Source organism: Nostocoides vanveenii, from assembly GCF_039531165.1.
Lineage (GTDB): Bacteria > Actinomycetota > Actinomycetes > Actinomycetales > Dermatophilaceae > Nostocoides_A > Nostocoides_A vanveenii.
In genome coordinates this window covers 104,274-129,050 of the sequence record NZ_BAAAPN010000059.1, presented here as the reverse complement: position 1 = coordinate 129,050, position 24,777 = coordinate 104,274, and the positions used below count along the sequence as shown (strand labels likewise).

Below are 24,777 nucleotides of genomic sequence, written 5' to 3'. Positions count from 1 at the left end.
TCATGGCAATGATCATCAAGCGCGGCAAGAGCAAGGCCGACGCCCGTGGCCGTCGCCACGACCGCGTCCGCAAGCACGTCAGTGGCACCAGCGCGCGTCCGCGCCTGGTCGTCACGCGCAGCGCCCGCCACGTCTTCGTCCAGGTCGTCGACGACACCGTCGGCAAGACGCTGGCCAGCGCCTCCACCATGGAAGCCAACCTGCGCAGCTTCGAGGGCGACAAGAGCGCCAAGGCCAGATCGGTCGGCAAACTGCTCGCCGAGCGGGCCAAGGCGGCCGGCGTCGAGGCGGTCGTCTTCGACCGCGGTGGCAACAAGTACCACGGTCGCGTCGCCGCCATCGCCGATGGCGCCCGCGAGGGAGGTCTCGAACTGTGACCTCGCTGCAGCAGACCGCAACTCTCGAGATGAGGAACATCTGATGCCCGGACCCCAGCGTCGAGGCACCGGCGGCGCCGACCGCGGCGGCGACCGGACCAACGAACGCGGCGAGCGTCGCGGCAGCCGTGACGGTGGCCGCGACAACCGCCGCGAAGCCCCCGAGAAGAGCCAGTATCTCGAGCGCGTGGTGACCATCAACCGCGTTGCCAAGGTCGTCAAGGGTGGGCGTCGCTTCAGCTTCACCGCCCTCGTCGTCGTCGGCGACGGTGACGGCACTGTCGGCGTCGGCTACGGCAAGGCCCGTGAGGTCCCCGCCGCGATCGCCAAGGGCGTCGAAGAGGCCAAGAAGGCCTTTTTCAAGGTCCCGCGGATCCAGGGCACCATCCCGCATCCCGTCCAGGGTGAGGCCGCCGCCGGCGTCGTCATGCTGCGCCCGGCCGCTCCCGGTACCGGTGTCATCGCCGGTGGCCCGGTGCGCGCCGTGCTCGAGTGCGCCGGCATCCACGACGTGCTCTCCAAGAGCCTCGGCTCGGACAACTCCATCAACATCGTCCACGCGACGGTCGCGGCCCTCAAGGGCCTCGAGCGTCCCGAGGAGGTCGCGGCCCGCCGCGGCCTGCCCCTGGACGAGGTCGCCCCGGCCGCCATGCTGCGTGCCCAGGCCGCTGGGGCCGGTGTCTGATGGCACGCCTTAAAGTGACCCAGCTCAAGGGCATCGTCGGCGAGAAGCACAGCGCGCGGGAGACCCTGCGCACCCTGGGCCTCAAGCGCATCGGCGATGTCGTCGTCAAGGAGGACCGCCCCGAGATCCGGGGTATGGTCCGGACGGTCCGCCACCTGGTGGCCGTCGAGGAGGTCGAGTGAGTATGGCGGACAACGCCAAGAAGAGTGCCGGCGCGGCGCCGACGCACGCGCTGAAGGTCCACCACCTGCGTCCGGCTCCCGGAGCCAAGACCGCCAAGACCCGCGTGGGTCGCGGTGAGGGCTCCAAGGGCAAGACCGCCGGCCGTGGCACCAAGGGCACCAAGGCCCGCTACCAGGTTTCGCCGGCCTTCGAGGGTGGGTCCACGCCCATCCACATGCGGCTGCCGAAGCTGCGCGGCTTCAAGAATCCCTTCCGCACGACCTACCAGGTCGTCAACCTCGACAAGATCTCGGCGCTCTACCCCTCGGGTGGCGCGGTGACGGTCGAGGACCTGGTCGCCAAGGGCGCGGTGCGCTCCGGCGAACTCGTCAAGGTGCTCGGCACCGGCGAGATCACCGTCGCGGTCCACGTGACCGCCGACGCGTTCTCGGCGAGCGCCAAGGACAAGATCGAGGCCGCCGGCGGATCGGTCGCCTCGGCCTGACCGGCCACAGTGGCCGCACGACGCATGACGCACGTATGCCGTGAGGCGAGCTCCCCCGGGAACTCACCTCACGGCATACGGCGTTGAGCCACCAGCCAGGGTTCGGTCCGCGTGCCCGCCCGGGGTATCTTTCATCGGGCGCCCCGCCCACCGGATCGACCACAGACGCGGCCACACCGGGCCGCACCAGAAGGGGACCACGACATTGCTAACGGCCTTCGGTCGCGCGTTCAAGACGCCTGACCTGCGCAAGAAGCTGCTGTTCACCCTCGCGATAATCGCGATCTACCGGCTCGGCGCCCACGTCCCGACGCCGGGGGTCAGCTACTCCCTGGTGCAGCAGTGCATCAAGAACTCGCCCACCAACTCCGGCTTCCTCGGCCTGGCCAATCTCTTCAGCGGTGGGGCGCTGCTGCAGCTGTCGGTCTTCGCGCTCGGCATCATGCCGTATATCACCGCGAGCATCATCGTTCAGCTGCTCACCGTCGTCATCCCGCGGTTCGAGACCCTCAAGAAGGAGGGCCAGACCGGCCAGGCCAAGATGACGCAGTACACGCGCTATCTGACGATCGGGCTGGCCATCCTGCAAAGCGCCACCCTGGTGACGTTCGCGCAGAACCCGGGCACCTTGTGGCAGGGCTGCACCAACATCATGGTCGATGATTCGCTGTTCACCATCGCCTTGATGGTGCTGACGATGACGGCCGGCACCGGTCTGATCATGTGGCTCGGTGAGTTGATGACCGACAAGGGCATCGGCAACGGCATGTCCTTGTTGATCTTCACCTCGATCGCCTCGACCTTCCCCGGTGCGCTGTGGCTGATCAAGCAGCAGAAGGGCTGGTTCACCTTCCTGGCGATCGTCGCCATGGGCTTCGTGATCATCGCCCTGGTCGTCTTCGTCGAGCAGAGCACGCGGCGGATCCCGGTGCAGTACGCCAAGCGGATGGTCGGCCGGCAGATGTACGGCGGAACTTCGACCTATATCCCGATCAAGGTCAATATGGCCAACGTCATCCCGGTCATCTTCGCCAGCTCACTGCTCGCGCTGCCGATGATGGTGGCCCAGTTCAACCGCAACCCGACCGGCCGCAGCGCCGGCTGGGTGGAGTGGATCGACGGACATCTGGTGCGCGGCGACCACCCGATCTATATGGCGATCTACACACTTTTGATCCTCTTCTTCACCTTCTTCTACGTCTCGATTACCTTCAACCCGGAGGAGGTCGCCGACAACATGAAAAGGTATGGCGGCTTCATCCCAGGTATCCGCGCCGGGCGACCCACGGCCGAGTATCTCCAGTACGTCCTGACGCGGATCACCGTCGTCGGCGCCATCTACCTGGCGGCCGTGTCGTTGATCCCGTTGATCGCGGTGGCCGCCATCGGCGCCAACCAGAACTTCCCGTTCGGTGGCACCTCGATCATCATCATCGTCGGCGTCGGTCTCGAGACCGTCAAGCAGATCGAGGCGCAGTTGCATCAGCGCCGCTACGAGGGCTTCCTGCGCTGACCCGCCCCCAGTCGGAAAGAGTGACCACCCAATGATGCGTTTGATCATCTTCGGCCCCCCCGGTGCGGGCAAGGGGACCCAGGCGAGCCGGATCGCCGAGCACTACGGGATCCCGGCGATCTCGACCGGCGATATCTTCCGCGCCAACATCAAGAACGAGACCCCGCTGGGTCTGCAGGTGAAGTCGATCCTCGCCGCGGGCGGGTATGTCAGCGACGACATCACCAATGCGATCGTCGCAGTCCGCCTCGCCGAGGCGGACTGCGTGCCCGGGTTCCTCCTGGACGGTTATCCGCGCACCTCCGATCAGGTGGTCGCGCTCGACACCGTGCTGGCCGAGCACGACGGCGAACTCGACGCGGTCCTGGAGTTGACCGTGGACGAGGACGAGGTTGTGGGCCGGCTGCTTCGGCGGGCGGAGATCGAGGGCCGCGCCGACGACACCGAAGAGGTGATCCGCGAGCGGATGGCGATCTACCACGCCCAGACCGCGCCGCTTGCGGCGCTCTACGCCGACCGGGGCTTGCTGGTGCAGGTCGACGGTCTGGGCGAGGTCGACGAGGTCAGCGACCGGATCTTCGCCGCGCTGGACGTCAAGCAGCACTGACGATGTTCGGCCGGGAGCGACTGGAGACCAAGAGCCTGGATCAGGTGCGAGCGATGCGTCCTGCTGGGCTGCTCGTCGGGCAGTGCCTGGAGATGCTCGGCGCCTCAGTTCGCGGCGGCATGACGACCGGTGATCTCGACGCGCTGGCCGAGCGTTTCATTCGCGACCACGGTGGGCGGCCGTCCTTCGCCGAGGTCCCGGGGTATCGGCATACGTTGTGCACGTCGGTGAACGAGGAGATCGTCCACGGGATCCCGGGGGAGCGGGTACTGCGCGACGGCGATCTGCTCTCCGTGGACTGCGGCGCCATCGTGGACGGCTGGCACGGGGACGCGGCGATTTCGCTGATCGTCGGCGGGCGGGCGGCCGGCGCGCCCGCGGACCTGGCGTTGATGGACGCGACCGAGGCATCGCTCTGGGCCGGGATCGCGGCGCTGAAAGTCGGGCGCGATCTATTTGCGGTCGGCGCAGCCGTCGAACGCTCGATCCTGGAGACCGGAAAACGCGACGGTCGCGCCTACGGCATCCTCGAGGACTACGTCGGTCACGGCATCGGCCGCGAGATGCACATGTCGCCGAATGTGCCCAACTATGCCGTCGCCGGACGCGGCCCGACCATCAAGTCGGCCTGCACGGTGGCCATCGAGCCGATGGTGACATTGGGGGACCAGGCCAACGAGGTGTTGGCCGACCAGTGGACCGTCGTCACGCTGGACCGCTCGCGAGCGAGCCATTGGGAGCACACTGTGGCCTGCCATGCGGGCGGCATCTGGGTGCTCACTGCCATCGACGGTGGAGCCGGCCGGTTGGGCACGGCATACGCCCCGTTGTCCTGAGGCCACGCGCTAGGACACCCCCGAAGTTTTCGCTCCTTCGGCCCACGCAGAGCGTGGGACCCAGCTCCAATACTTCGCGGGGACCCCGTGCGTCCGTGGTTTCGTAACACGACCGAGGACACGCCGGGCGGCAAACCGCGCGCCCGGCGTATCGCCGGCGTTCGAGATGTCGTTCCGGATCAGGCCGAGCGGGGACCGCTCACCGCACTGATCGGGCGCCACACGGACGATCCATAGAAGAGCACCTTGCCGGTGGACTTGGTGCGGTAGACGCCGTGGCTGAAGCCGACGTATGCCGTGCCCCAGACGGCGATGACGTCGTACCGGGTGCCCTGGGCGGGGGTGCCGACATTGACCCAACGGGTGCCCATCTTCTTCTGGACGGTGACCTTCATCTGCAGGGCCGCCACAGCCGACGTGCAGTCGATCCGGCCGTCGCCTTTGATCAACCCGCCGCTGAGATAAGGCGCTCCGGCCTTGATCGTGCAGGTAACGGGCGCCGCGCCGGTGCTGGCGCCCGCGGGTGCGGCGCTAGCGGCGGTGCTTGCGCCGAGCACGAGCCCGCCGGCCGCAACTGCCGTGGTGAGGGAGCGTAGGACCTTCATGATTTTCCTCTCTGACGCCCCTCGATCCGGCAGTAGGCCGATATCTTCGATGAGCGCAATGTGAAGCGTCCTCCCTTCCACTTAGGCGCGCCACCAGAACGCGGAAATTCGGCAAAATTTTACGATTGACTCGACTCAGTGTGCCCGCCACGGCCCCGGCTCGGTGAGGGACCTACGCGTCACGACGAACGAGATCTGCGGGTCCCGATGGGATCGCCTGGCGGGCGATCACCTGGCTGGACTGCCGGGGTAGGTAAATTCGGCGACCGGTCAGTGCCGAGCGCTGCGTAGGCACAGCCGAGGGGTGCGCAGGAGCGCGGGCCGCGGTGCGTAAAGAGGCGCACAGGGGTTGAGGCCGGTCGTCGTTCGCGGGTTGTGTTGCTGCATGACCACCGCATCCATCTCCGGCAGTTACATCGTCGGCACCGGCTACGCGCGCGGTGTCGAATACGACCGCCTCGAGCGCCAAGCCGCTCTGAGCTGTCCGCGCGAGTTCGAGGCGATGTTTGCCCACGGCTTGCGTCACGGCGGCATCGTGCTCGACCTGGGCAGTGGCAATGGCGCGGTCACCCGACGATTGCGCGCGGCTCTGCCCGACTCCGTTGTCTACGGCAGCGATGTCGACCACGAGTTGCTCGCGAGCGTCGAACCGCCCGTCCTGCCCATCGTCGACGGACGAATCCCATTGGCGGACAACAGTGTCGACGATGTCGTCATGCGCTTCGTCGCGCAGCACTTAACCCCGCGCGTGCGCGCCGAGGTCTTCGCCGAGATTCGGCGCGTCCTCGTTCCCGGTGGGCGGCTGCACGTCGTCGACGTGGACGACAGCGATGCCGGCACCAGCAGTGGCAAAGTCGTCCGTGGCCTCGTCGCCATCTTCAGCGAATTGCGTACGCTCCAGGCCGCCGACGGCGGAGATCGCTATGTCGTGAAAAAGATCCCGGCCGAGTTGGTCGAGGCCGGCTTCACGCAGGTCGATCCCGTCACCTCGGCGGTCACCACCGACGATCACCCGATCAGCGCCTTCGCCGTCCACATGGGTCCGGACCGTTATGTCCCCCTGGTCTCATCCGGGGCACTGACCATCGAACAACTCGCCGTCGTCGGCTGGTCCTGGGAGAACTTCCTGCGGGACCCCGATGCCTTCATCTCGATCAATGTCCACACCGTGCATGCGGTGTCTCCCTGATCCGTCCGACCCTGTCACCAAAGGAGCCTTGCAAATGAACCCCAACCTGAAGACCTTCCTCGCCATCTTCTGCTTCATCTGGGGCGTTGTCGGCATCGTCCTGGCCGTCGCCAACCTCCAGAGCACGCCCGCCGACTCCACCAAGGCGGTCTTGTTCGGCGCGGTGGGCATGGTCGGCTTCGTCAGCGGCTGGTTGCTCATGCGCCGCCCCGCCTACTGACGGCTCGCACGAAAACCCTTACCCCACAACGACCTGACGACACAAGACAAAGGAAAAGGTGTGAGCGCGCTACGTTTCCGCGAGAGCCTGCGGGTGGAAGTTGTCGATGACAAGCTGCTCTTCCTGCTCAATGACGAGCAGGCCAGCATCGTCGAGAATCCCGACACGGCCCGGGTTGCCAAGCTGATCGACGGCCGACGCTCGATGTCCGACATCATGTCGGCGCTCGCGCCCAGCATGTCGCCGGATCGGATCCTTCTGGAGCTGGCCAAACTGCAAAAGGCCGGCCACGTGCTGCCGGTTGCGGCGGATGCCGGGCCGGCGCGGGCCTATGTCGAGAGCTTCGGTAAGCGTGCCGACGCCTTCCACGGTCGGACGCAGGCATACGACGTGGCCGTCATGGACCTGACCGAGTTCGCCATGGCCGATGCGCTCGGTGCCGCCCTCGCGAGCTATCGACAGGTCGCGGTCCGGCCGGCGGCCACGGTCTTCGATGCCGCTGCGGCGGACGTGGTCGTGGTCGCCGTCAGGGACTACCTCCAGGCGCCGCTGCGCGAGATCAACAAGCACTTCAAGTCCGAGGGTGTGCAGTGGATTCTCGTCAAGCCGGCCGGCCGTGAAGTGTGGGTCGGCCCCCGCTTCATCGCGGGGGAGACCGGGTGCTGGGAGTCGGTCGAGGACCGCATTGCGGCCAACCGGCAAGTGGAACGCTATTTGGCCGGCAAGTCGGGTGCGTCCTATCCGGCGGTCCAGCCAGCGGGCCTCGCACCGGGTGCCGTGGGCATCGCAGTCGGCATCGTCGCCAACGAAATCATTGCTCTCGCAGCGGGTTTGCCCGGTGAGCTCGCGGGCGCGATGCGCTCGCTCGATGTCAAGACGTATGAGACGCGTAGCCACACCCTGGTCAACCAGCCACAGTTCTCCGTGGAGGATGCCAGCAGCCTGCGGCGGACCAGCGAGGTCCAGCTCACCGACGCGCCCGCACAACACCTTGAGGACGGCGGCTACCGGGTCTGCACGCCCAAAGAGACCTACGACCGGCTCGAGCACCACATCAGCCACATCCTCGGCGCGGTCTCGCGCTTGACGCCGCTGGACGTCGATGAGGAGGGCATCACCTACTCCTTCGCTGCGGGGCACAACTTCGGGATGATGGGCGACAATATGGACCTGCTGCGCAACAACATGCGCGGCCAGTCCGGTGGCAAGGGTCGCACCGAGATCCAGGCCAAGGTCTCGGGGATCTGCGAGGCGCTGGAGCGCTACTCGGGCGTGTGGAGCCCGGACGTCCCCGAGATCCTCTCCACGTGGAACGCCCTCGACCAGCGCGCCCTGCACCCGGCCGACTACCTGCGGTTCTCCGATCACCAGTACGCGATTCGTGAGACCTGGAACGCCGATCCGCGCAACCGCCTGCAGAAGATCCCGCATCGCTTCGATCAGGATCGTCCGGTCCACTTCACGCCGGCGCGTTCCTTGACGACGGGCGAAGAAGTTCTGGTCCCGTCGGCGATGATCTGGTTCGGACATCCGGACCTGCGCCAGAGCGACCACATCTTCACGATGACCGACTCGAATGGTGGCGCTGCTGGCAACACCATGGACGAGGCTGTCCTGCAAGGACTTTGCGAAGTCTACGAGCGCGATGCGGTTGCCTTGTGGTGGTTCAACCGGATCGCCCGCCCGGGCATCGACCTGGACTCGGTCCGCGACCCGTATGTGGGATTGATGCGCGACTTCTACGCGAGCATGGACCGCAACCTGTGGGTGATCGATCTCTCCAACGACCTGGGCGTCTCGACCTTCGCTGCCTTTAGCCGACGCGACCACGACGTCGAAGACATCATGGTCGGTTTTGGCGCGCACCCCGACCCGCACATCGCCTTCTTCCGTGCGCTGACCGAACTCAATCAGTTCCTGCCCTTCGTGCGGCGACGGGATGCCGAAGGCAACACGATCTATCAGGTCGATGATGCGGCGACCTTGGAGTGGTGCAAGACGCGGACGTGTGCATCGGAGCCGTGGATCCTCCCCGACTCGAACACTGCGTTGCGCACCCTGGAGGAGATGGAGCGCGAGATTCCCGCGACTTTGGGGGGCATCGTGCAGTACTGCGTCGACGACCTCGCCGCAGCCGGGATGGAGACGATCGTCGTCAACCAGTCGCGTGCGGACATCGACCTCGCGGTCGCGAAGGTGTTCGTCCCGGGCATGCGTCACTTCTGGCGGCGCACGGGCCCGGGCCGGATCTACGACATTCCCGTCCAGCTCGGATGGCGCGCCGACGCCATTGCCGAGTCGGATGTCAACCCCATCGGCGTCTTCTTCTAGGAACCAAAGGGGGTCCGGTCCCATGCTCGAAACACTCACTGTCACAACCGTTCTCGCAATCCGAGCGAGCGTCGCACTCGAGAGCACCGACGGCGGGCTGATGGTCCGCGGCACCAGCTGGCAACAGCGGGTCGAGGTCCCTGACCCGGCTGTGGTCCGGGCAATCCTCGACCTCGTGGACGGACCGGCCGCTGCCGAGGAGGTCGTGCGCCGAGCGATGATCGCGTCGGGTCAGCTGGCGGCCGCGGTTGTCGCCCAACGCGCCATCAAACGACTTCAGCAACTCGGAGTCTTTGAGCACGTGCTCTTCGAGCCCGGCGGCGACCCGATCGCGACGCTGACGACGGAGGGGGCCCAGCCGGTCGCCCTATTGCCGCTGCCGGCCGACGTCGTGACCCGCGGCCTGAGCCCGCACGCCGTGGCGACCGTCTCGGCCGGCGGGGTCGTCGTCCAGTCTGGCGTCTCGCACTTGCAGGTGATCCTCCGTCCGGACCTCTATGCAACGCTGGCCACCGGGGATCTGACCCGGTTGCCGGAGCCCGTGCTCGCCATGTTGTGCACCGCACTGCTGCTGCTCACGCAGGAGGAGCAGAGTTCGCGGCGCGTTCGCCAATGGCACGCCGCCGATCTGTGGTTTCACCGGCGGAACAACGAATCCCGTGGCGCCGACGGCTACGGAGGCACCTACCACCTTGCCGCCGACTTCGACCCCTTGCCGTATGCCCGCCCGGTGCCGGATGGGGTCAGCCCGGTCGACCTGCCGGTCCCGGACTTGGCGACCGCACGGCATACGGACCCGCCGCTGGCGGACGTCATGGAGCGGCGGCGCAGCCGTCGTGTTTTCCAGGCTGGCGCGACGACGCTCGACCAGCTGGGGGCGCTGCTCTACCGCTCTCTGCGCGTGCGCCAGGTGCACCCGGACGACCACGGCCTCGATGTGGTCGACCGTCCCTACCCGAGCGGCGGATCCGTGCACGAGATCGAGACCTATGTGGTCGCCAACGACATCGCGGGGTTGGCACCCGGGGTGTATCGCTATGCGCCGGAACGTCATCAACTCGATCCGGTCACCAGTGACCCGGTCATCCGGGCCCGGGTCAACGCCGATGTCCAGATGACCACACGGGGCGCGGTCCCCCCGCCGTTCGCCCTGATCTTCGCGGCGCGGTTCGGGCGGCTGATGTGGAAGTACCAGGGCATGCCCTACTCCTTGCTGACCAAGCACGTCGGTGTCGTCTACCAGACGATCTACCTCAATGCCGAGCCGCTCGGGCTGGGTGTGTGCGGCATCGGCGGGACCTCGCTCGGGCTCTTCGCGGCGGCCACCGGCGCCGACCCCCTTGAGGAGGGGGCGGTGGGCATGATGGTCCTCGGCTCCTTCGACCCCGCCGAAGCCGACCCTTGGGGCCGGCCATGAAGTTCCGGTTCAAGGCGCTGGAGCGGCAGCGTCACCCCGACCAACTCGACTCCCCGTTGCTGCTGGCGACTCCGCGCGGCTGGGTTGCCGTCTTCACCGTCCTGATCACCACGGTGATGATCGGTCTCTGGGGCTTCCTCGGATCGATTCCCCGCTATGCCTCGGCCTCGGGCCTGATCACCTTCCCCGGCGGAGTGACGACGGTCGAGGCGGCGGTGGCGGGCTCGCTGACCGGTCTGCCGATCCGGTCCGGCGACACTGTTGCCGTCGGCGACTCCATCGGCACCATCCGTAGCTCGGGTGGCATTGTCGCCGTCTCGGCACCGGTGAGTGGCCGAGTGGTCGCCGTGAACGCCGGCGTCGGCGCCTATGTGTCACCCGGCGACGACCTGATCCAGATCGAGCAGAGCGCGGACGCGGCCCTCGGCGCGACCCTGCTCGTGGGCGGGGACATGGTGCCCTTCGTTCACCCGCAGCAAGAAGTGACGCTGGAGTTGCCCGGGGTGAACCCGCGGATCTTCGGCCGTCTCAAGGGCGTCGTCGTGTCGGTGAGCCAGTTCCCAGCGAGCGCGCAGCAGGTCGCCCAGGTCACGGGAGACGCCGCCCAACACCTCGAAGCCAACACCCACCTGGTGACGGTGCGACTGCTCGATGACCCGCAGACCTTCTCGGGCTACCAGTGGACGAGTGTCTCGGGACCGCCCGTGCAGTTGCAGTCCCGGACTCCGGTCAGCGGTGAACTCTCACTCGGTGGCGTCAAGCCCGTCTCCATCCTGTTGGGAGTGTGATCATGCCCACCCGTTTGCGCTCGACGCCGCCGCGCGTGGAGCAGGAGTGCCGGGGCCTGGTCGGCCGGCGCGCCACGACGCGCCGCACCCCGACCGTCATCCAGATGGAGGCGGTCGAGTGTGGCGCGGCGTCGCTGAGCATCCTGCTCGCGCACTACGGACGGTTCGTTCCGCTGGAGGAGTTGCGGGTCGCGTGCGGGATCTCACGCGACGGTTCCACGGCCAAGAATGTGATGGACGCCGCCCGTCAGTACGGACTGGCGGGCAAGGGCCGGCGGATGGAGTTGCCGCCGTTGTTGGCAATCGATCATCCGGTGATCGTCTTCTGGGCCTTCCAGCATTTCATGGTCGTCAACGGCTTCGAGCGCCGTGGTGGCCAGACGATGGTCCTGCTGAACGACCCGGCGTCGGGTCCGCGCCGGATGCCGTTGACGGAGTTCGACCAGGGATTCACCGGGATCGTTCTCGACCTGGTCCCGGGGGATGACTTCATCACCGGTGGCGCCCCGCCGAAGGTTGTCTCCATGCTCCGGGAGCGGACGTCCAAGACCGGCCGTGGGCTGGCGCTCGCCCTGCTGGCCAGCATCGTGCTGGTGATTCCGGGGATCGTCTCGCCGATCTTTACGCAGTACTTCATCGATTCGGCGTATGGCAAGCCCGGTTGGCTCTCCGTGCTGCCTCTGATCGGCGGCCTGGCGGTCTGCGCGGCCGGGGTGCTGATCCTCACCAGCGTGCAGACCCACTACCTGAGACTGGTCGAGGCGCGCACCGCACTGGTTTCGAGCGGCCGCTTCCTCTATCGCCTGTTGCGCCTCCCGATCGGCTTCTATCTCCAGCGTCGTGCCGGTGAGCTCGGCCGCCGGCTGAGCAGCAACCGGCAAGTCGCCCAGACCGTCACCCGCGATCTGGTCGTGACGTGCGTCAACCTCCTGCTCATCGTCGTCTACGGTGCCGCGCTGCTGTTCCAGGACCTCCTGCTCGGCAGCCTCGCCATCGCCGTCGCCCTGATCAACCTCGCCGTGCTGCGCGCGGTGATGCGCCGGCGAATCGACAATGCCACCGCCCTGGAGGCGGAGGAGGGCCGGCTGGCGGTGGCCACGCTGCATACGATCTCGGCGATCGAGACCGTGAAGTCGTCAGGGACCGAGCACGCGTCCTTCGCGCGGTGGTCCGGGTCGCTGGCCAAGGCGATGACCGAAGGCCAGAAACTCGGGATGCCGACCGCCCTGATCACGGTGGTGCCGCCGATGCTCGCCACCGTCAACTCCGGCCTGGTCATGCTCGTCGGCGGCCTGCGTGTCACCGACGGGGCGATCACGGTCGGGGTGCTCTTCGCCTTCCAGGCGCTCCTGGCGACCTTCACCCGGCCGTTGACCCAGCTGACCAATCAGGCGGGCGCACTGCAGGAGATGCAGGCGCAGCTACACCGGCTGCGGGACGCCGAACGCTATGAACTGGACCCGGCCTTCGCCCTCGAACCCGATGACACCGACGGACACGTCCTGTCGGGCAGCCTGGAGTTCGCAAAGGTCGACTTCACCTTCGGACCGCTGCTCGCGCCGCTTGTCGTCGGTCTAGATCTGAGCCTCGAACCCGGAATGCGGGTGGCGCTGGTCGGAGCATCCGGGTCCGGCAAGTCCACGATCGCCAAGTTGGCGGCCGGCCTGCTGGAACCCTCGGACGGCCTGATCCTGTTCGACGGACTGCCGCGACATCGCTGGAGCAGGCAGTCGATGGCCCGCTCGGTCTCCTATGTCGACCAGACGACCACCCTGTTCGAGGGGACGGTCAGAGAGAACATCTGCTTCTGGGACAGCGAAGTCCGCGATGAGAGCGTGCTGCGGGCGCTTCGCGATGCCGAGGTCTTCGACGTGATCTCGCGGCGGGCCGGTGGCATCAACGCGGCCGTGGCCGAAGGAGGTACCAACTTCTCCGGTGGGCAGCGCCAGCGGCTGGAGTTGGCTCGCGCCCTGGTCAGCGATCCCACCCTGGTCGTTCTGGACGAGGCCACCAGCGCCTTGGACACCGCGACCGAACGCCGGGTTATGGACAACTTGCGCCGCCGGGGTTGCGCCTTGATGATCATCGCCCACCGCCTCTCGACCGTTCGCGACGCCGACGTCATCATGATCGTCGAGAACGGCCGGGTCGTCGAACAGGGCCGGCACGAGGACCTGATGCTCCTCGGCGGCGCCTATCACCAGCTCGTCCAGAGCGAGTCCACGACCAAGACGGAGCAGAGCGCATGAACGCCGACGACGCCATCATCGCCGCCGACGATCGGACCGTGGCTTTCCCTGCGCCGACCGAGCCGGTGCTCTTCTCCGACCGCGACATGCACCTGGTGTTGACGGCCGACGACGTCTTGATCGTGGAGGCCGGGGCGGTTGACCTGTTCGCGGTTCAGGTGCACGACGGGCACCCCGTCGGTCCCTGGCATGCCCTGGCCCGGTTGACACCTGGCGACGTCCTGGCCGGGCCGGTCGCCGGGCCGCGCCACCGGGTCCTGTGCCGGCGGGTCGGCCAGGCGCGGATGGCCACGATCCCGCTCACGCGGCTGCGTGCGCGTGTGCGGACGGCCCCGCTGCAGCAGCGGGAGGCCCTCGTCGAGGCCCTCGGGGAGGGTGTCGACGCCACCCTGCGCAAAATCGACAAAGGCGTCGGGCGACCGCTTCCGCCAAGGGATTTCACCGTGCTACCGGCTGATGCCTCGTGCGAGTTCGGCGCTCACGAGGTGCTTCGCACGATCGACGCGCTCATCTGGGTCGATGTGATCTCCGGGCAGGTGCTGCAAGGTGCCGAGCAGGCACCCCACCAGCCGGGTGACAACTTCTGCCTCAATCGCCAAGACTGGTTGCGTCTGGACGAGCCCGCGGTCCTCCGCACCCGCACCACCCGCGATCTGATCGTCGGCGACCTGCTCTGGCATCGGCTGGTGGGGCACTGGTCGCGCTTCCTCTACCTTGTCGACCGCACCGTCGAACGCGACGCTGGTGTCGCCGAGGCGGCCGTCCGCTCGGCGGCCGAACGCGACCGGCTAGCACCCCTGCGCGTGCGCGAGGAGAATGATGCGCTCCTGGCCGCCGAGGAGCCGGACCACGCGGTCCGGCGGCTCGCCGGCGTCACCCCGGGGTTGGTCGATGCGACCGCCCAGGTGCTGCGCGAGATGCACGAGGATGCCACCGTCCCGGCGTCGATCGTCCACAGTCGGGGGATCGCCGACTACGAGGATCTCGGGTCTAGCGGCTGGGTCAGAACGCGCGCCATACGGCTCGAAGGCCGGTGGTGGACAACGGATATGGGTCCCCTCGTCGGATACTGGGGTCCCGATCACTTGCCCGTCGCCTATCTGTTCAAAGAAGGTGGGTATGTCGCCTTCGGCCGGTGGTTGGAACGCCCCGTCCGGGTGACGGGCGAGACGCACTTCTCGGCCGGCCGGCAGGTTTGGACGGTGTATCCGCGCCTGCCCGCGCAGGTCACCACGGTGCGGGGACTGCTGGCATACGGGTTCGCTGGGTTGCGCAGCGAACTGTGGCTCTTCGGCGCCATGGCTGTCCTGATCGGCGTCATCGGATTGCTGACGCCGATCCTGGGCGGGAAGATCCTCGGCGAATATGTCGCGTCGGCCAACCGATCGATGATCATCCAGGGCGGAGTGGCCGTCATCGCCAGCGCGGGCATTGCCGCAGCCTTCTCCATCGTGCAGAACCTCACGGTGCTCCGTCTGCAGGGGTCCGTCATCGCCAAGACGCAGACGGGTGTCTGGGGACGTCTGCTGGATCTGCCGGTGACCTTCTTCCAGAAGCACTCGACCGGGCGATTGGGCACCATCGTGCTCAGCATGAAGTCGGCGCAGGAACTGTTGAGCGGCGTGGTTGTCGCCGGAACACTCGGCCTGGTCGTCGTGATCGCCAACCTTGGCGTCGTTTTCTTCTACAACGTCAAGCTGGCTCTGGTCGGTCTGGTCCTCGCGGCAGGAGCCCTGGCCTACTGCCTGATCAACGGCCGGCGGGTGTTGCTCATCGAGCGCGCGCGCCATGAGTCGGAGCAGAAGCTCACCGGCATGAGCTACGAAATCCTCAGTGCGATGACGAAAATCCGCGCAGCCGCTGCGGAAGAGCGCGCCTTCATGCGGTGGTCGGACCAGCAGCGCGTGGTGCAGGCGCAGGTGCTGGCCAGCCGCGCAGCACAGGACCGCGTCACCATCTTCAATGGTGTCTACCCGCTGCTGGCGCTCGCCGTCGTCTTCCTCGTGGCGAATCTGAGCCCGACTCCGATGGCGCTCCCGTCACTGCTGTCCTTCCTGACCGCCTTCACCTTGATGATCAACGCCCTGCTGATGTTCACCGGCAGCGTGCTGACCGCCGGCGCGATCGTGCCGATGGTCGAGTCCCTCGATCCGTTGCTCGGGGCGGAGCCGGAAGCCGGCATCGGCAAGGCTCATCCGGGAGAATTATCGGGGAATATCACGTTGCGCGGCGTGTGCTTCCGCTACGGCGAGGACGGCCCCTTGGTGCTGGACGACATCTCGCTCGATGTGCAGCCCGGTGAGTTCGTCGCGATCGTCGGTCCCTCCGGGAGCGGGAAGTCGACGATCGTGCGGCTGATGCTCGGCTTTAGTCGGCCGCATCAGGGCGCCGTCCTCTACGACGGCCAGGATCTGGGTGAACTCGACCTGCCCGCCGTGCGCGCGCAGTGTGGCGTCGTCCTGCAGTCCGGGGCGCTGATGCCCGGCGATATTCGCGCCAATATCTCCGGTGGCGGTCATTACACCGAGGACGAGATCTGGGAAGCCGCCGACATGGCCGGCCTCAGTGGCGTGATCAAGGCGATGCCGATGGGCCTGGCTACCGTCGTCAACGAGGCGGCAGCAAGTCTCTCGGGTGGTCAGATCCAACGCCTGATGATCGCCCGGGCGCTGGTCAACCGTCCGCGGTTCGTCATCTTCGACGAGGCGACGTCGGCGCTGGACAACCCAACCCAGCGGGTGGTCGCCGAGGCGACGCGCGCCTTGAATGCGACCCGCATCGTCGTTGCTCATCGCCTCTCCACCATCAGGGATGCGGACCGGATCTTCGTCATGGCCGGTGGCAGCATCGTGCAATGCGGCACCTATGAGGAGTTGATGGCGCAGCGGGACGGCGTCTTCGCCGAACTCGCGCGCCGGCAGGAAGCCGACTGACTGATCCCGTCGACCCGACGGCCGCCCGGTGATCACTCCACCCGGGCGGCCGTCCCATGTCCAGCGCCCGGCCCGTCGCAGCGATGTCGGCGCTGGCTCGAACGGCTACGTATGCGCACCGGCCCACTCGGTACGACCCGCTACGTCGGTGCGCAGCGCCGGTAGGTAGTACGCGTTGCTTGCGTTGCCCGTCCACTCCCACCGCAGCCGCTTCGAGGCCAGGATTGAGCTTGTCCGGAGAAGTTGGATCCTTAACCGCGCCAACGGATTTCGGGCACCCGTGTAGTTGTCAACCATTGTGATTGAGGAGAAGGACATGGCACTTTCCGAGGCTCAGAAGAACGAATTCATCGACGCCTACACCAAGGCCTTGCTCTCGAGCTGGTCGAGCGACGAGTACGCCGCTCGCCTCGAGTCCGACCCGCGTGCGGCCCTTGCCGAGGTCGGACTGGACCTGCCGGAGGGCTCGGTCATCGAGATCACTCGTGCGGCTGCTGACCCGGCTGCCGCAGCGCAGAGCCAGGAGGGTCGCCTAGACCGTCAGGTCGCGCTCTACGAGGCCGGCCTGGAGTCGGGAACCTTCGAGTTCCACATCCCGGCCACCCCGCAGATCGACACCTCCGAGCTCGACGTGGACGAGCTGGCCGAGGTCGCCGGCGGCTCCATCAACTGCTGCTGCTGCCCCTGCTGCTGCTGCGGCTGACGCACAACCTGCATCAACGACTTTCGGCTGGGCCTTGCGTCAACGCAGGGCCCAGCCGTTGTCGTATCCCCAATCGGTCGGCTACGCACCCAACCCGCGGCGCTAGGTATGCACCCGTGAGCGAGTGCACGACATCGGCCACCACTACGCCTCGCCCCGGTGCGCGCAGAGCTACCGGACCGTAGTGGAGGGGGAGAAATATCGTTCTCGCCCAATCAAAACCGACGGAATGTAAAGCCGCCGGACGATCCAGGAGAAGAATCACATGGCCGTGACCGAAGCCCAGAAGAACGAGTTCATCGACGCCTATACCAAGGCGCTGCTGACCAGCTGGTCGAATGACGACTACGCCGCTCGCCTTGAGTCGGACCCCCGCGCAGCGTTGGCCGAGGTCGGCCTCGTGCTGCCGGAGAACGCCACCGTGACCATCGGCCGGGGCGAGCCCACCAGCGCCCAGGCGGAGCAGAGCCAGGAGGGTCGTCTCGACCGTCAGGTCGCGCTCTACGAAGCCGGCCTGGAGTCGGGCAACTTCGAGTTCCACATCCCGGCCACCCCGCAGATCGACACCTCCGAGCTCGACGTGGACGAGCTGGCCGAGGTCGCCGGCGGCGACTTCAACTGCTGCTGCTGCCCCTGCTGCTGCTGCGGCTGACCACCCCTTCGACTACGACAACCGCAGGGGCGATCGCATGACACTCTCACAGACGGCGCGACGCCGTTTCGTCGACGCCTATTCGCACATGTTGCTGACCAGTTGGGGCGACGAGGCCTTTGCCGCGCGCCTCAACGGGTCGGATCCGGCCGCCGCGGTTGCCGAAGCCGGCGTCGAGCTGCCGGCCGGTGCGCGCGTCACGATCGTGCGTCACACGGCTGAGCAGATCGGTTCTGCGGCAGCGGGATCCGGCGACCTCGAGGCGCAGATCGCGCTCTACGAGGCCGGCCTGGGATCCGGTGACTTCGTCTTCCATGTGCCGGACACCCCGGTGATCGACAACGAAGACCTTGACGTCGAGGACCTCAACGCCGTTTCCGCGGGAACGACCTACTGCTGCTGCTGCTGCCCCGCGTGTAGCAGCTGCACGATCTGACTTCCATCCACTTCCATCCAACCGTGAACTGACAAAAGGAAAACTGACATGACGTCTTCGAAGGACTTCCGCGACATCTACCTCCAGTTCCTCATCAAGGACTGGACCGACGAGTCGTTCTCGCAGCGCATCGACTCCGACCCGCGCGGCGCGCTGGCCGAGGTCGGCCTGGAACTGCCGGCGAACGTGTCCGTCCAGGTCGTGCGGCACGTGGCGGGCGAGGTCAACCCCTACGCCGGACAGGGCAACGAAGCGGCCCTCGATGTCCAGGCCGCGCTCTATGAGAAGGGCCTGGAGAGCGGCGTCATGCAGCTCCACCTGCCCGCTGCGCCCGCCGCGGAGAGCTCGGACCTGTCCGAGAGCGACCTCGACGAGGTTGCCGCCGGCGAGGTTCCCTGCTGCTGCTGCTGCTGCTGATCAGCACATTCAGGCACTGCCACGACGGGCAGCGTGACCGCTTGCCGGCCACGCTGCCCGTCGCCATGTGCCCTCCTTCCGAGGCACTTTCTACGCACGACTTCGAGCGCATTGCGTAGTCCATCGGTGCCCGGCGCTTCGGTAAAGCGCCCCAAACTTGCAGCGCTGGCATACGAAAGGGGGCGGCCATGACGGTCACCGACGATTTGCACATCGATGTCCACGGACTGCGGAAGATGTACGGCGATTTCCCTGCCGTCGATTCGGTCGACATGCAGGTCCGCAAGGGTGAGGTCTTTGCTCTGCTGGGGCCCAATGGGGCCGGTAAGACAACGACCGTCGAGGTCCTGGTCGGTGTCCGCGACCGGAGCGCCGGGACCGTTGCCGTCCTCGGCGAGGACCCGCGTCGGGACGCTCGCTCGTGGCGCAACCGCCTCGGTGTGGTGCCGCAGAATACCGGCGACTACCTCGATCTGACCGTCCGTGAGGTCGTCAGCCACTTCGGCAGCTTCTACTCCGACCCGATCCCCACCGACGAACTCATCTCCATGGTCGGCCTGACGAGCAAGGCACGGGCCAAGACCACCTCGCTCTCCGGTGGCCAGCGGCGTCGCCTCGACGTGGCGGTGGGTGTCGTCGGACGACCGGAACTGGTCTTCCTCGACGAGCCGACGACGGGGTTGGACCCAGAAGCCCGGCGCGAGGCTTGGGACCTGGTCAACTACTTCCGCGAGCTGGGGGCCACCACCGTCTTGACGACGCACTACCTCGACGAGGCGGAGGCGCTTGCCGACCGGGCGGGCATCATCGCGGCCGGCAAGATGCTCACGGTCGGCACGATCGCCGAACTCGGCCGCACGGCAGGTGCGGCGACGTTGATCTCGTTGACCGGGTTGCCGCAGGTCGAGCGCGTCATCCCCCGCGAGTTGGGGCTGGTCGAGACCACGCGCCCCGACGACCGCGCCCCGATCACCACGATCAGCACCGATCACGCCACCGAGGTGCTCTCGCGCCTCATCCCGTATGCCCGCGAGCACGGCTGCCACGAGATCCCCGGCCTGTCCGTGCACCGGCCGACCCTTGAAGACACCTACCTGCGCCTGATCCAGCGAGAGGACGCGAAGCGATGACCACCACCATCTCCACCGCGGGAACGAGTGCCACCGCGCCTGCGGCACGCGCCGTGCCGACGCGGACCGAACGACGCCTGCCCGGCCTGCTTGCCGCCTCGCGGGTGCGCTCCGCCGCCGAACTGCGGATCTTCTTCCGCAATGTTCAGTCGCTGGTCTTCACCCTCGCCCTGCCGATCATCTTGCTGGTCATCTTCGGCTCGATTTTCACAGGCAAGATCGAGGGCACCGACACCGATTTCAAGCAGTACTTCGTCGCCGGCATTGTGGCGGCCGGAGTGATGAGCACCGCCTTCACCGGCCTGGCCATCAATGTGGCCCTGGAGCGCGAACTCGGCCTGGTGCGGCGACTGGCGAGCTCGCCGATGCCCAAGGGCGCCTACTTCGTCGGCAAGGTCGTCCTGGTCGCCGTGACCTCGCTGCTGGAGACGATCATCCTCGTCGGCATCGGCACGGCCTTCTTCGGCCTGCAGTTGCCCTCCGACGGCAAGCACTGGGCGGTCTTCGCCTGGGTCTTCGTCCTGGGCACCGCAGCGATGGCGCTGTGCGGGTTGGCCTATACGGCGATCATCCCTTCAGCGTCGGCCGCGGCGGCCATCGTGACACCGCCTTTCCTTGTGCTGCAGTTCATCTCGGGTGTCTTCTTCCCCTTCAACCAGCTGCCGGGGTGGATGCAGAACGCCGCCGGACTCTTTCCATTGAAGTGGCTGACGCAGGGATTCCGGTATGTCTTCCTCCCCGAGGACTTCCAGGTCGTCGAACACGGTGGCTCGTGGAACCTCCCCGCGGTGGCGATCGCGTTAGCCATCTGGGTGTGCGTTGCCGGCTTCTTGACGATGGCCACCTTCAAGTGGCGCGGTCCGAAGGTCAAGTGAGATGTCCGTTGCCACACACTCACCCGTGGCGCCGCTCTTCTCCTTCGCCTTCCTGCTCAATCCCGAGCCCACGCTGGCCTGGCTGCGCGAGAACGACCCGCTGCATGCCCTCGCGGGGACGGATCTGATCGTCCTGACCCGCTACGAGGATTGTGCTGCAGTCTTCATCGAGCCCGCTTTCACCGCGGCCGGCGGTCAGGCCCGTCGCGTGGAGGCATCCGGCGCGCCAGTCTCCATGCTGAATACCGATGGGCCGCAGCACCACAGCCTGCGCCGCCCGGGCGCTGCCCTGCTCGGCCCGCCCGCCCTGCGCCGGGTGCTCCCCGGGCTGGCTGCAGCGGCCGGTGCGGTTGTCGCGCCGTTGCATTCGGGCAGCGACCTGACCCGGGATGTCAGCGAGCCCTATGCCACCCGCGTCCTGACCACCGTGCTCGGCATCCCGCCTGACCAGGTCGCCTCCTTCGACAGGCACGCACGCGCAGTCGCGGTGGCGCTGGATCCGATGCCCCGGCCGGCTTCGGCACGCGCCGGCCAGGATGCCGTAGCTGCCCTGCACGCTTTCGCCGACGAGTTGATGGACGCCGCCCTCGCCGGCAGTCCGCTGGCGCAATTGGCCGCGAGCGGACTGGATCGGCCCGACGCCCTGGGAATCATCACGCTGGCCACGGTCGGCGGCTGGTCACCGCTGGCGGAGTTGACGACCGTCGCGGTGCATCGTGTCCTGGGCGATCCCGAACTGCGCGCTCGGATCGTGCGCGAGAAGGGCTTCGCGGCACGGTGGTGCGAGGACGCGATCCGCTGGCATACGCCCATTCCCTTCGTCTCCCGGCGGGCGGATCGCGATGTGGCGTTGCCCTCGGGGATCGTGCCTGCCGGAACCCAGGTTCTCGTGCACATCGGATCGGCGGATCGCGATCCGTCGGGCTTTGACGCGCCTGGGGAGATCCGGGCCGATCGCGACCACCCTCGCGACCACCTCGCCTTCGGCGCCGGACCGCACTACTGCCTGGGCGCCGGACTGGTGCGCGCGGCGCTCCCCGTGCTGTTGACGACGCTGCTGAGTGCACATCCGCAGATCGCGCTGCGTGCCAAACCCCTTGTCTGGCAAGCCAGTGCGTTCCCTCGCCGTCCGATCTCGACCGTCCTGGACCTGGCATGACTCCCGACGTGGATGTCGTGGTCGTCGGCGCGGGCGTCGCCGGCCTGAGTGCGGCCCGCCGCATCCAGAAGGCGGGTCACGAGGTTGTGGTCCTCGAAGCGCGGGAACGGGTCGGCGGCCGCGTGCTCACACACCAAGCGCCGGGCGTGCGCCCGATGGAACTCGGCGCCCAGGTGCTGCACGGTAGCGATCACCCCGTCTGGTCGCTGGTCGACCGGGACTCGGAGGCGACGGGGATCGACGGTGCGCTGATCGACAGCGCGGTCTGGATCGACGGGTCGACGCATGCGTTGGACGCGCGTGGCGATCTGGTCGCCCCGCTGGCTGCCCATCAGCGGCTGCGCAGTCTGAGGCGTCGATTGGGCCCGATGGCCGGTGGCCTGACGGTCTCGGCCGCCCTTCGGATGGCTGGGGTCACCGGGGCCGGGGAGTTCGCCGCCCGGCAGTGGGTCGAGCAGGTCAGCGGCGTTGCGATCGGTGATGTGCTCCTCGGGCGGCTACTCGCCGATGCCGCTCTGGCCCCGCCGGCAGGAATGAAATTCCTCCTCGACGCCGGCCTGAGCACCATCCCCGGACGTCTCGCCGAGGGCCAGCGGATCGCATTCGGCGCTCCGGTGGTAGCCATCGAATCCACGGCCGGGGGAGTGCGAGCCATCACCACGTCCGGAGCCGTATGGCGTTCGCGCGCAATGGTTTTCACCGCTCCCCCACCATTGGTCGCTGATGGCACGGTGGTTATCGCCGGTTTGCCGCAAGCCAAGGTTGACGCCGCGCGCGAGCTACCGGCAGCACCCGCGGTGGTCGCCGGCGTCCCCGTGGCGGCACCGGCCACCACTGACGGTTTCGTCTTCGACCCGGAGCTGGGCTTCTTCACCTGGCATCGAGGCGAGCAGCACGTGATGCTGGTGTCCAAGGGCACCGAGGCTCCTACCGCTGCACACTGGGCCGCGCAGCCCGAGCGGGTGGCCGAGACGCTCGCCGGTATTGGGTGCCACCGCATGGACCCGACCCGCGAGGTCGCGCTTCAGGATTGGAGCGCCGAGCCGTGGTCCCGGGGGGCCTTCACCATGGCGCCCGATCCCTCGAGCACGGCCGCTGCGCGCTGGCGAAAACCCTTCGGGCGCATCCATTTTGCCGGTGAGGCGACCCACGCCGACGTCGGACATCCCTATCTCGACCGTGCCATCCGCAGCGGGCTTCGCGCCGGCGACGAGATCCTGGCAACTGCTCAGACGAAGGACGTGGCATGACGGATTTGCACGCCGGCTGGTATCTCCTGGCCTTCACCTCTGCCATCACCGAAGAGCTGACCCCGGTCACCGTTGGTGATCGCCGGCTGATGATCGTGCGAAGCGAGGGCGCCGACGGACCAGCGTTCCAGGTGGCCGACTCGACGTGCCCGCACCGCGGAGCCAACCTCGCGATCGGTGGGAGCGTCCGGGGCAACTGTGTCGTCTGCCCCTTCCACGGCCGGTTGATCCGGGTCGGGACGCACCCCACCCGGCCGAGTGTGCAGGCATACGACACGGTGCACATCGGTGAGCTGCTCTTCGTCCGCTTCGGCGACGATGAATTGGGGGACAATGGTTTTCCCGACGCCATCCGGCGGCTCACAACGGGCAGGGAGATCCGGCCGGCCGTCGACCGGGCGGTCGACGTCCCGGTGGAGTTCGTCGTCGAGAACGCCTTCGACATCGAGCACTTCCCGACGGTGCACGGAGTGCCGAGCCTGCAGGGCATGGTCACTGTGCGCGCCGCCGACGGCACGCTGTCCATCGGTGGTGACTTCATGACCATGGCCGATCCGTGGTACGACCTGCGCTACCGCAAGGCGGCGGCGGACTATCTCGGCGGATCGGGCTCGCGCGCCGCGCACCGATCGGCCTTCCGGGCGGTGGCCTTCAGCCCCACGGTCGTGGCGACGTCGTTCGGCAGCGGAACCGGCGACCCAATCATCCTCACCGGCGCGCTCCCGACCCCCGACGGCACCCAGGTGCGCGTCGCGGTCATCGGCGACGCCGGCCAACCCTTGGATTACATCGTGGACGGCTCTCGATTGGCCATCTCTCAGGACTGCGTCGTCTGGGCGAATCTCGACCCCGACGCCACCTGGGACCTTGGCCCGGAGGATGTCAACGTCGTGGCCTTCCGCGACTTCGTCGCGCATTTCCCACTCGCCCCCGCTCGCAGGCGTCAGGGGGCCCGAGTATGAGCGAGACACCCGTCTCTTGGGTGCACGGCTACACGATGAACTCTCGGATCTGGCGCGAGTTGTGGTCGCTCATCCCGGGGCGTGATCATGTCGGGATCGATCTGCCCTTGCACGGCGTCAACGCGGGCGAGCGGCCCCCGGCGAGCATGAGCGGCTGGGCCGCGGGGGTGGCCCAGGAGATGGAGCGCAATGGTGCTCGCGACTTGGTGGGCCTGTCCTTCGGGTCGAGCATTGCGTTGCAGGTCGCCGTGGAGCGCCCCGATCTCGTCGATCGGCTCGTGCTCGCCGCGCCCACCCTCAGCGGGGTGCCCGACGACCCGCAGGCTCGAGCGAAGTACCTGCTGCTGATGATGCAGATCGGCCACCTCGGTCCGGGGTCGGCGCTGGCGCGGTTGTGGATGAACGACCCCCCACCCATCTTCGCCGGCCTGCGACGCTTCCCTGCCCGGTATGACGCGATGGCGGCCGAGATCTCGGGTCACCGATTCGAGGAGTTGCGCTCCGGCGCGATGAGTTCCCTGGCGCGCACCGTGCAGGACGCCGATGTGCTCGGCCGCGTTGAAGCGGAAGTGCTCCTCGTCGTGGGCACCGAGGACATGCCGCAGTTCCGGGCGAACGCCGAGCTGATCGCCGCGACGGTGCCGCATTGCGCAACCTTGACGATTCCGGGTGCCGGCCACCTGCCGATCCTCGAAGAACCCGAGCGATGCGCCACCGTGCTGGCCGACTTTTTCGACAAGGTTGCAGCGCCCGCCTGAGCGGGGGTCCGCGATGTC

25 protein-coding genes are annotated in these 24,777 nt (G+C 67.4%); 24 read left to right on the top strand and 1 reads right to left on the bottom strand.

All coding sequences use genetic code 11. From position 1 onward, the window contains the following. Window positions 1-2 precede the first annotated feature (2 nt). The 7 genes from rplR (at window position 3) to map (ending at window position 4,685) form a co-directional block, all read left to right on the top strand. The gene (gene rplR, locus ABD209_RS15395) at window positions 3-377 is read left to right on the top strand and encodes a 50S ribosomal protein L18 (protein ID WP_344067778.1); all 375 of its coding nucleotides are present in this window, start codon (window positions 3-5) and stop codon (window positions 375-377) included. Between the two features lie 43 nt (window positions 378-420). Beyond that, complete coding sequence (gene rpsE, locus ABD209_RS15390; RefSeq protein WP_324385540.1) at window positions 421-1,062, top strand: 30S ribosomal protein S5; 642 nt, start codon at window positions 421-423, stop codon at window positions 1,060-1,062. Next, window positions 1,062-1,244, top strand: a complete 183-nt coding sequence (gene rpmD / locus ABD209_RS15385) for a 50S ribosomal protein L30 (RefSeq protein WP_324385541.1) — start codon at window positions 1,062-1,064, stop codon at window positions 1,242-1,244. Before rpsE ends, rpmD begins: the two co-directional genes overlap by 1 nt. Before the next feature lie 2 nt (window positions 1,245-1,246). After that, window positions 1,247-1,729 (top strand): 50S ribosomal protein L15, encoded by a 483-nt coding sequence (gene rplO, locus ABD209_RS15380; protein ID WP_344067808.1) that lies wholly within the window; start codon window positions 1,247-1,249, stop codon window positions 1,727-1,729. Window positions 1,730-1,934: 205 nt separating this feature from the next. After that, window positions 1,935-3,242 carry a preprotein translocase subunit SecY gene (gene secY / locus ABD209_RS15375; RefSeq protein ID WP_344067775.1) on the top strand — a complete coding sequence of 436 codons (1,308 nt, stop codon included), beginning with the start codon at window positions 1,935-1,937 and terminating at the stop codon, window positions 3,240-3,242. Window positions 3,243-3,276: 34 nt separating this feature from the next. Next, the gene (locus ABD209_RS15370; protein ID WP_344067806.1) at window positions 3,277-3,849 is read left to right on the top strand and encodes an adenylate kinase; all 573 of its coding nucleotides are present in this window, start codon (window positions 3,277-3,279) and stop codon (window positions 3,847-3,849) included. A 2-nt stretch (window positions 3,850-3,851) separates the two neighbouring features. After that, window positions 3,852-4,685 carry a type I methionyl aminopeptidase gene (gene map / locus ABD209_RS15365; protein WP_344067773.1) on the top strand — a complete coding sequence of 278 codons (834 nt, stop codon included), beginning with the start codon at window positions 3,852-3,854 and terminating at the stop codon, window positions 4,683-4,685. Window positions 4,686-4,864: 179 nt separating this feature from the next. Here map and ABD209_RS15360 read toward each other — a convergent pair whose 3' ends face one another. Next, the gene (locus ABD209_RS15360) at window positions 4,865-5,290 is read right to left on the bottom strand and encodes a hypothetical protein (RefSeq protein WP_344067771.1); all 426 of its coding nucleotides are present in this window, start codon (window positions 5,288-5,290) and stop codon (window positions 4,865-4,867) included. A 385-nt stretch (window positions 5,291-5,675) separates the two neighbouring features. Between ABD209_RS15360 and ABD209_RS15355 the strand changes: the two genes are divergently transcribed. From ABD209_RS15355 to ABD209_RS15275, 17 genes are all read left to right on the top strand, one after another. Beyond that, entirely contained in the window at window positions 5,676-6,479 is an 804-nt protein-coding gene (locus ABD209_RS15355) for a methyltransferase domain-containing protein (RefSeq protein ID WP_344067769.1), read from the top strand. Window positions 6,480-6,513: 34 nt separating this feature from the next. Further along, entirely contained in the window at window positions 6,514-6,699 is a 186-nt protein-coding gene (locus ABD209_RS15350; RefSeq protein WP_324385546.1) for a hypothetical protein, read from the top strand. A 60-nt stretch (window positions 6,700-6,759) separates the two neighbouring features. After that, entirely contained in the window at window positions 6,760-9,030 is a 2,271-nt protein-coding gene (locus ABD209_RS15345; RefSeq protein WP_344067766.1) for a TOMM precursor leader peptide-binding protein, read from the top strand. Between the two features lie 22 nt (window positions 9,031-9,052). Beyond that, window positions 9,053-10,447, top strand: a complete 1,395-nt coding sequence (locus ABD209_RS15340) for a SagB family peptide dehydrogenase (RefSeq protein ID WP_344067764.1) — start codon at window positions 9,053-9,055, stop codon at window positions 10,445-10,447. Beyond that, complete coding sequence (locus ABD209_RS15335; protein ID WP_344067762.1) at window positions 10,444-11,235, top strand: HlyD family efflux transporter periplasmic adaptor subunit; 792 nt, start codon at window positions 10,444-10,446, stop codon at window positions 11,233-11,235. The genes ABD209_RS15340 and ABD209_RS15335 overlap by 4 nt, the downstream gene beginning before the upstream one ends. Before the next feature lie 2 nt (window positions 11,236-11,237). Continuing rightward, window positions 11,238-13,484, top strand: a complete 2,247-nt coding sequence (locus ABD209_RS15330) for an NHLP family bacteriocin export ABC transporter peptidase/permease/ATPase subunit (RefSeq protein WP_344067760.1) — start codon at window positions 11,238-11,240, stop codon at window positions 13,482-13,484. Next, window positions 13,481-16,417 (top strand): ATP-binding cassette domain-containing protein, encoded by a 2,937-nt coding sequence (locus tag ABD209_RS15325; RefSeq protein ID WP_344067758.1) that lies wholly within the window; start codon window positions 13,481-13,483, stop codon window positions 16,415-16,417. Before ABD209_RS15330 ends, ABD209_RS15325 begins: the two co-directional genes overlap by 4 nt. 316 nt (window positions 16,418-16,733) lie before the next feature. Next, window positions 16,734-17,120 (top strand): hypothetical protein, encoded by a 387-nt coding sequence (locus tag ABD209_RS15320; protein WP_324385552.1) that lies wholly within the window; start codon window positions 16,734-16,736, stop codon window positions 17,118-17,120. 265 nt (window positions 17,121-17,385) lie between these two features. Next, window positions 17,386-17,772, top strand: coding sequence for a hypothetical protein (locus tag ABD209_RS15315; RefSeq protein ID WP_344067756.1), 387 nt, complete (start codon window positions 17,386-17,388; stop codon window positions 17,770-17,772). Window positions 17,773-17,809: 37 nt separating this feature from the next. Further along, a complete protein-coding gene (locus tag ABD209_RS15310; RefSeq protein ID WP_344067754.1) occupies window positions 17,810-18,208 on the top strand; it encodes a hypothetical protein in 399 nt (132 codons plus the stop codon). 48 nt (window positions 18,209-18,256) lie between these two features. After that, on the top strand, window positions 18,257-18,625 hold the full coding sequence (locus tag ABD209_RS15305) for a hypothetical protein (protein ID WP_324385555.1): 369 nt from the start codon (window positions 18,257-18,259) through the stop codon (window positions 18,623-18,625). A gap of 188 nt (window positions 18,626-18,813) precedes the next feature. Then, complete coding sequence (locus ABD209_RS15300) at window positions 18,814-19,755, top strand: ABC transporter ATP-binding protein (protein WP_344067752.1); 942 nt, start codon at window positions 18,814-18,816, stop codon at window positions 19,753-19,755. After that, window positions 19,752-20,630: an ABC transporter permease gene (locus tag ABD209_RS15295; RefSeq protein WP_344067750.1), complete on the top strand. Its 879-nt coding sequence runs from the start codon at window positions 19,752-19,754 to the stop codon at window positions 20,628-20,630. The genes ABD209_RS15300 and ABD209_RS15295 overlap by 4 nt, the downstream gene beginning before the upstream one ends. 1 nt (window position 20,631) lies before the next feature. Beyond that, window positions 20,632-21,789, top strand: a complete 1,158-nt coding sequence (locus ABD209_RS15290) for a cytochrome P450 (protein ID WP_344067748.1) — start codon at window positions 20,632-20,634, stop codon at window positions 21,787-21,789. Then, window positions 21,786-23,039: a flavin monoamine oxidase family protein gene (locus tag ABD209_RS15285; RefSeq protein ID WP_344067746.1), complete on the top strand. Its 1,254-nt coding sequence runs from the start codon at window positions 21,786-21,788 to the stop codon at window positions 23,037-23,039. Before ABD209_RS15290 ends, ABD209_RS15285 begins: the two co-directional genes overlap by 4 nt. Then, complete coding sequence (locus ABD209_RS15280) at window positions 23,036-24,001, top strand: Rieske 2Fe-2S domain-containing protein (protein ID WP_344067744.1); 966 nt, start codon at window positions 23,036-23,038, stop codon at window positions 23,999-24,001. Before ABD209_RS15285 ends, ABD209_RS15280 begins: the two co-directional genes overlap by 4 nt. Continuing rightward, window positions 23,998-24,759 (top strand): alpha/beta fold hydrolase, encoded by a 762-nt coding sequence (locus ABD209_RS15275; protein WP_344067742.1) that lies wholly within the window; start codon window positions 23,998-24,000, stop codon window positions 24,757-24,759. The genes ABD209_RS15280 and ABD209_RS15275 overlap by 4 nt, the downstream gene beginning before the upstream one ends. The last annotated feature ends 18 nt before the right edge of the window (window positions 24,760-24,777 follow it).

What these genes read in the sequence shown, in the direction of transcription:
- rplR (WP_344067778.1), top strand. Translation starts at nt 3, where the DNA reads ATGGCAATGATCATCAAGCGCGGCAAGAGCAAGGCCGACGCCCGTGGC.
- rpsE (WP_324385540.1), top strand. Translation starts at nt 421, where the DNA reads ATGCCCGGACCCCAGCGTCGAGGCACCGGCGGCGCCGACCGCGGCGGC.
- rpmD (WP_324385541.1), top strand. Translation starts at nt 1,062, where the DNA reads ATGGCACGCCTTAAAGTGACCCAGCTCAAGGGCATCGTCGGCGAGAAG.
- rplO (WP_344067808.1), top strand. Translation starts at nt 1,247, where the DNA reads ATGGCGGACAACGCCAAGAAGAGTGCCGGCGCGGCGCCGACGCACGCG.
- ABD209_RS15370 (WP_344067806.1), top strand. Translation starts at nt 3,277, where the DNA reads ATGCGTTTGATCATCTTCGGCCCCCCCGGTGCGGGCAAGGGGACCCAG.
- map (WP_344067773.1), top strand. Translation starts at nt 3,852, where the DNA reads ATGTTCGGCCGGGAGCGACTGGAGACCAAGAGCCTGGATCAGGTGCGA.
- ABD209_RS15360 (WP_344067771.1), bottom strand. Translation starts at nt 5,290, where the DNA reads ATGAAGGTCCTACGCTCCCTCACCACGGCAGTTGCGGCCGGCGGGCTC.
- ABD209_RS15355 (WP_344067769.1), top strand. Translation starts at nt 5,676, where the DNA reads ATGACCACCGCATCCATCTCCGGCAGTTACATCGTCGGCACCGGCTAC.
- ABD209_RS15350 (WP_324385546.1), top strand. Translation starts at nt 6,514, where the DNA reads ATGAACCCCAACCTGAAGACCTTCCTCGCCATCTTCTGCTTCATCTGG.
- ABD209_RS15340 (WP_344067764.1), top strand. Translation starts at nt 9,053, where the DNA reads ATGCTCGAAACACTCACTGTCACAACCGTTCTCGCAATCCGAGCGAGC.
- ABD209_RS15335 (WP_344067762.1), top strand. Translation starts at nt 10,444, where the DNA reads ATGAAGTTCCGGTTCAAGGCGCTGGAGCGGCAGCGTCACCCCGACCAA.
- ABD209_RS15330 (WP_344067760.1), top strand. Translation starts at nt 11,238, where the DNA reads ATGCCCACCCGTTTGCGCTCGACGCCGCCGCGCGTGGAGCAGGAGTGC.
- ABD209_RS15325 (WP_344067758.1), top strand. Translation starts at nt 13,481, where the DNA reads ATGAACGCCGACGACGCCATCATCGCCGCCGACGATCGGACCGTGGCT.
- ABD209_RS15320 (WP_324385552.1), top strand. Translation starts at nt 16,734, where the DNA reads ATGGCACTTTCCGAGGCTCAGAAGAACGAATTCATCGACGCCTACACC.
- ABD209_RS15315 (WP_344067756.1), top strand. Translation starts at nt 17,386, where the DNA reads ATGGCCGTGACCGAAGCCCAGAAGAACGAGTTCATCGACGCCTATACC.
- ABD209_RS15310 (WP_344067754.1), top strand. Translation starts at nt 17,810, where the DNA reads ATGACACTCTCACAGACGGCGCGACGCCGTTTCGTCGACGCCTATTCG.
- ABD209_RS15305 (WP_324385555.1), top strand. Translation starts at nt 18,257, where the DNA reads ATGACGTCTTCGAAGGACTTCCGCGACATCTACCTCCAGTTCCTCATC.
- ABD209_RS15300 (WP_344067752.1), top strand. Translation starts at nt 18,814, where the DNA reads ATGACGGTCACCGACGATTTGCACATCGATGTCCACGGACTGCGGAAG.
- ABD209_RS15295 (WP_344067750.1), top strand. Translation starts at nt 19,752, where the DNA reads ATGACCACCACCATCTCCACCGCGGGAACGAGTGCCACCGCGCCTGCG.
- ABD209_RS15290 (WP_344067748.1), top strand. Translation starts at nt 20,632, where the DNA reads ATGTCCGTTGCCACACACTCACCCGTGGCGCCGCTCTTCTCCTTCGCC.
- ABD209_RS15285 (WP_344067746.1), top strand. Translation starts at nt 21,786, where the DNA reads ATGACTCCCGACGTGGATGTCGTGGTCGTCGGCGCGGGCGTCGCCGGC.
- ABD209_RS15280 (WP_344067744.1), top strand. Translation starts at nt 23,036, where the DNA reads ATGACGGATTTGCACGCCGGCTGGTATCTCCTGGCCTTCACCTCTGCC.
- ABD209_RS15275 (WP_344067742.1), top strand. Translation starts at nt 23,998, where the DNA reads ATGAGCGAGACACCCGTCTCTTGGGTGCACGGCTACACGATGAACTCT.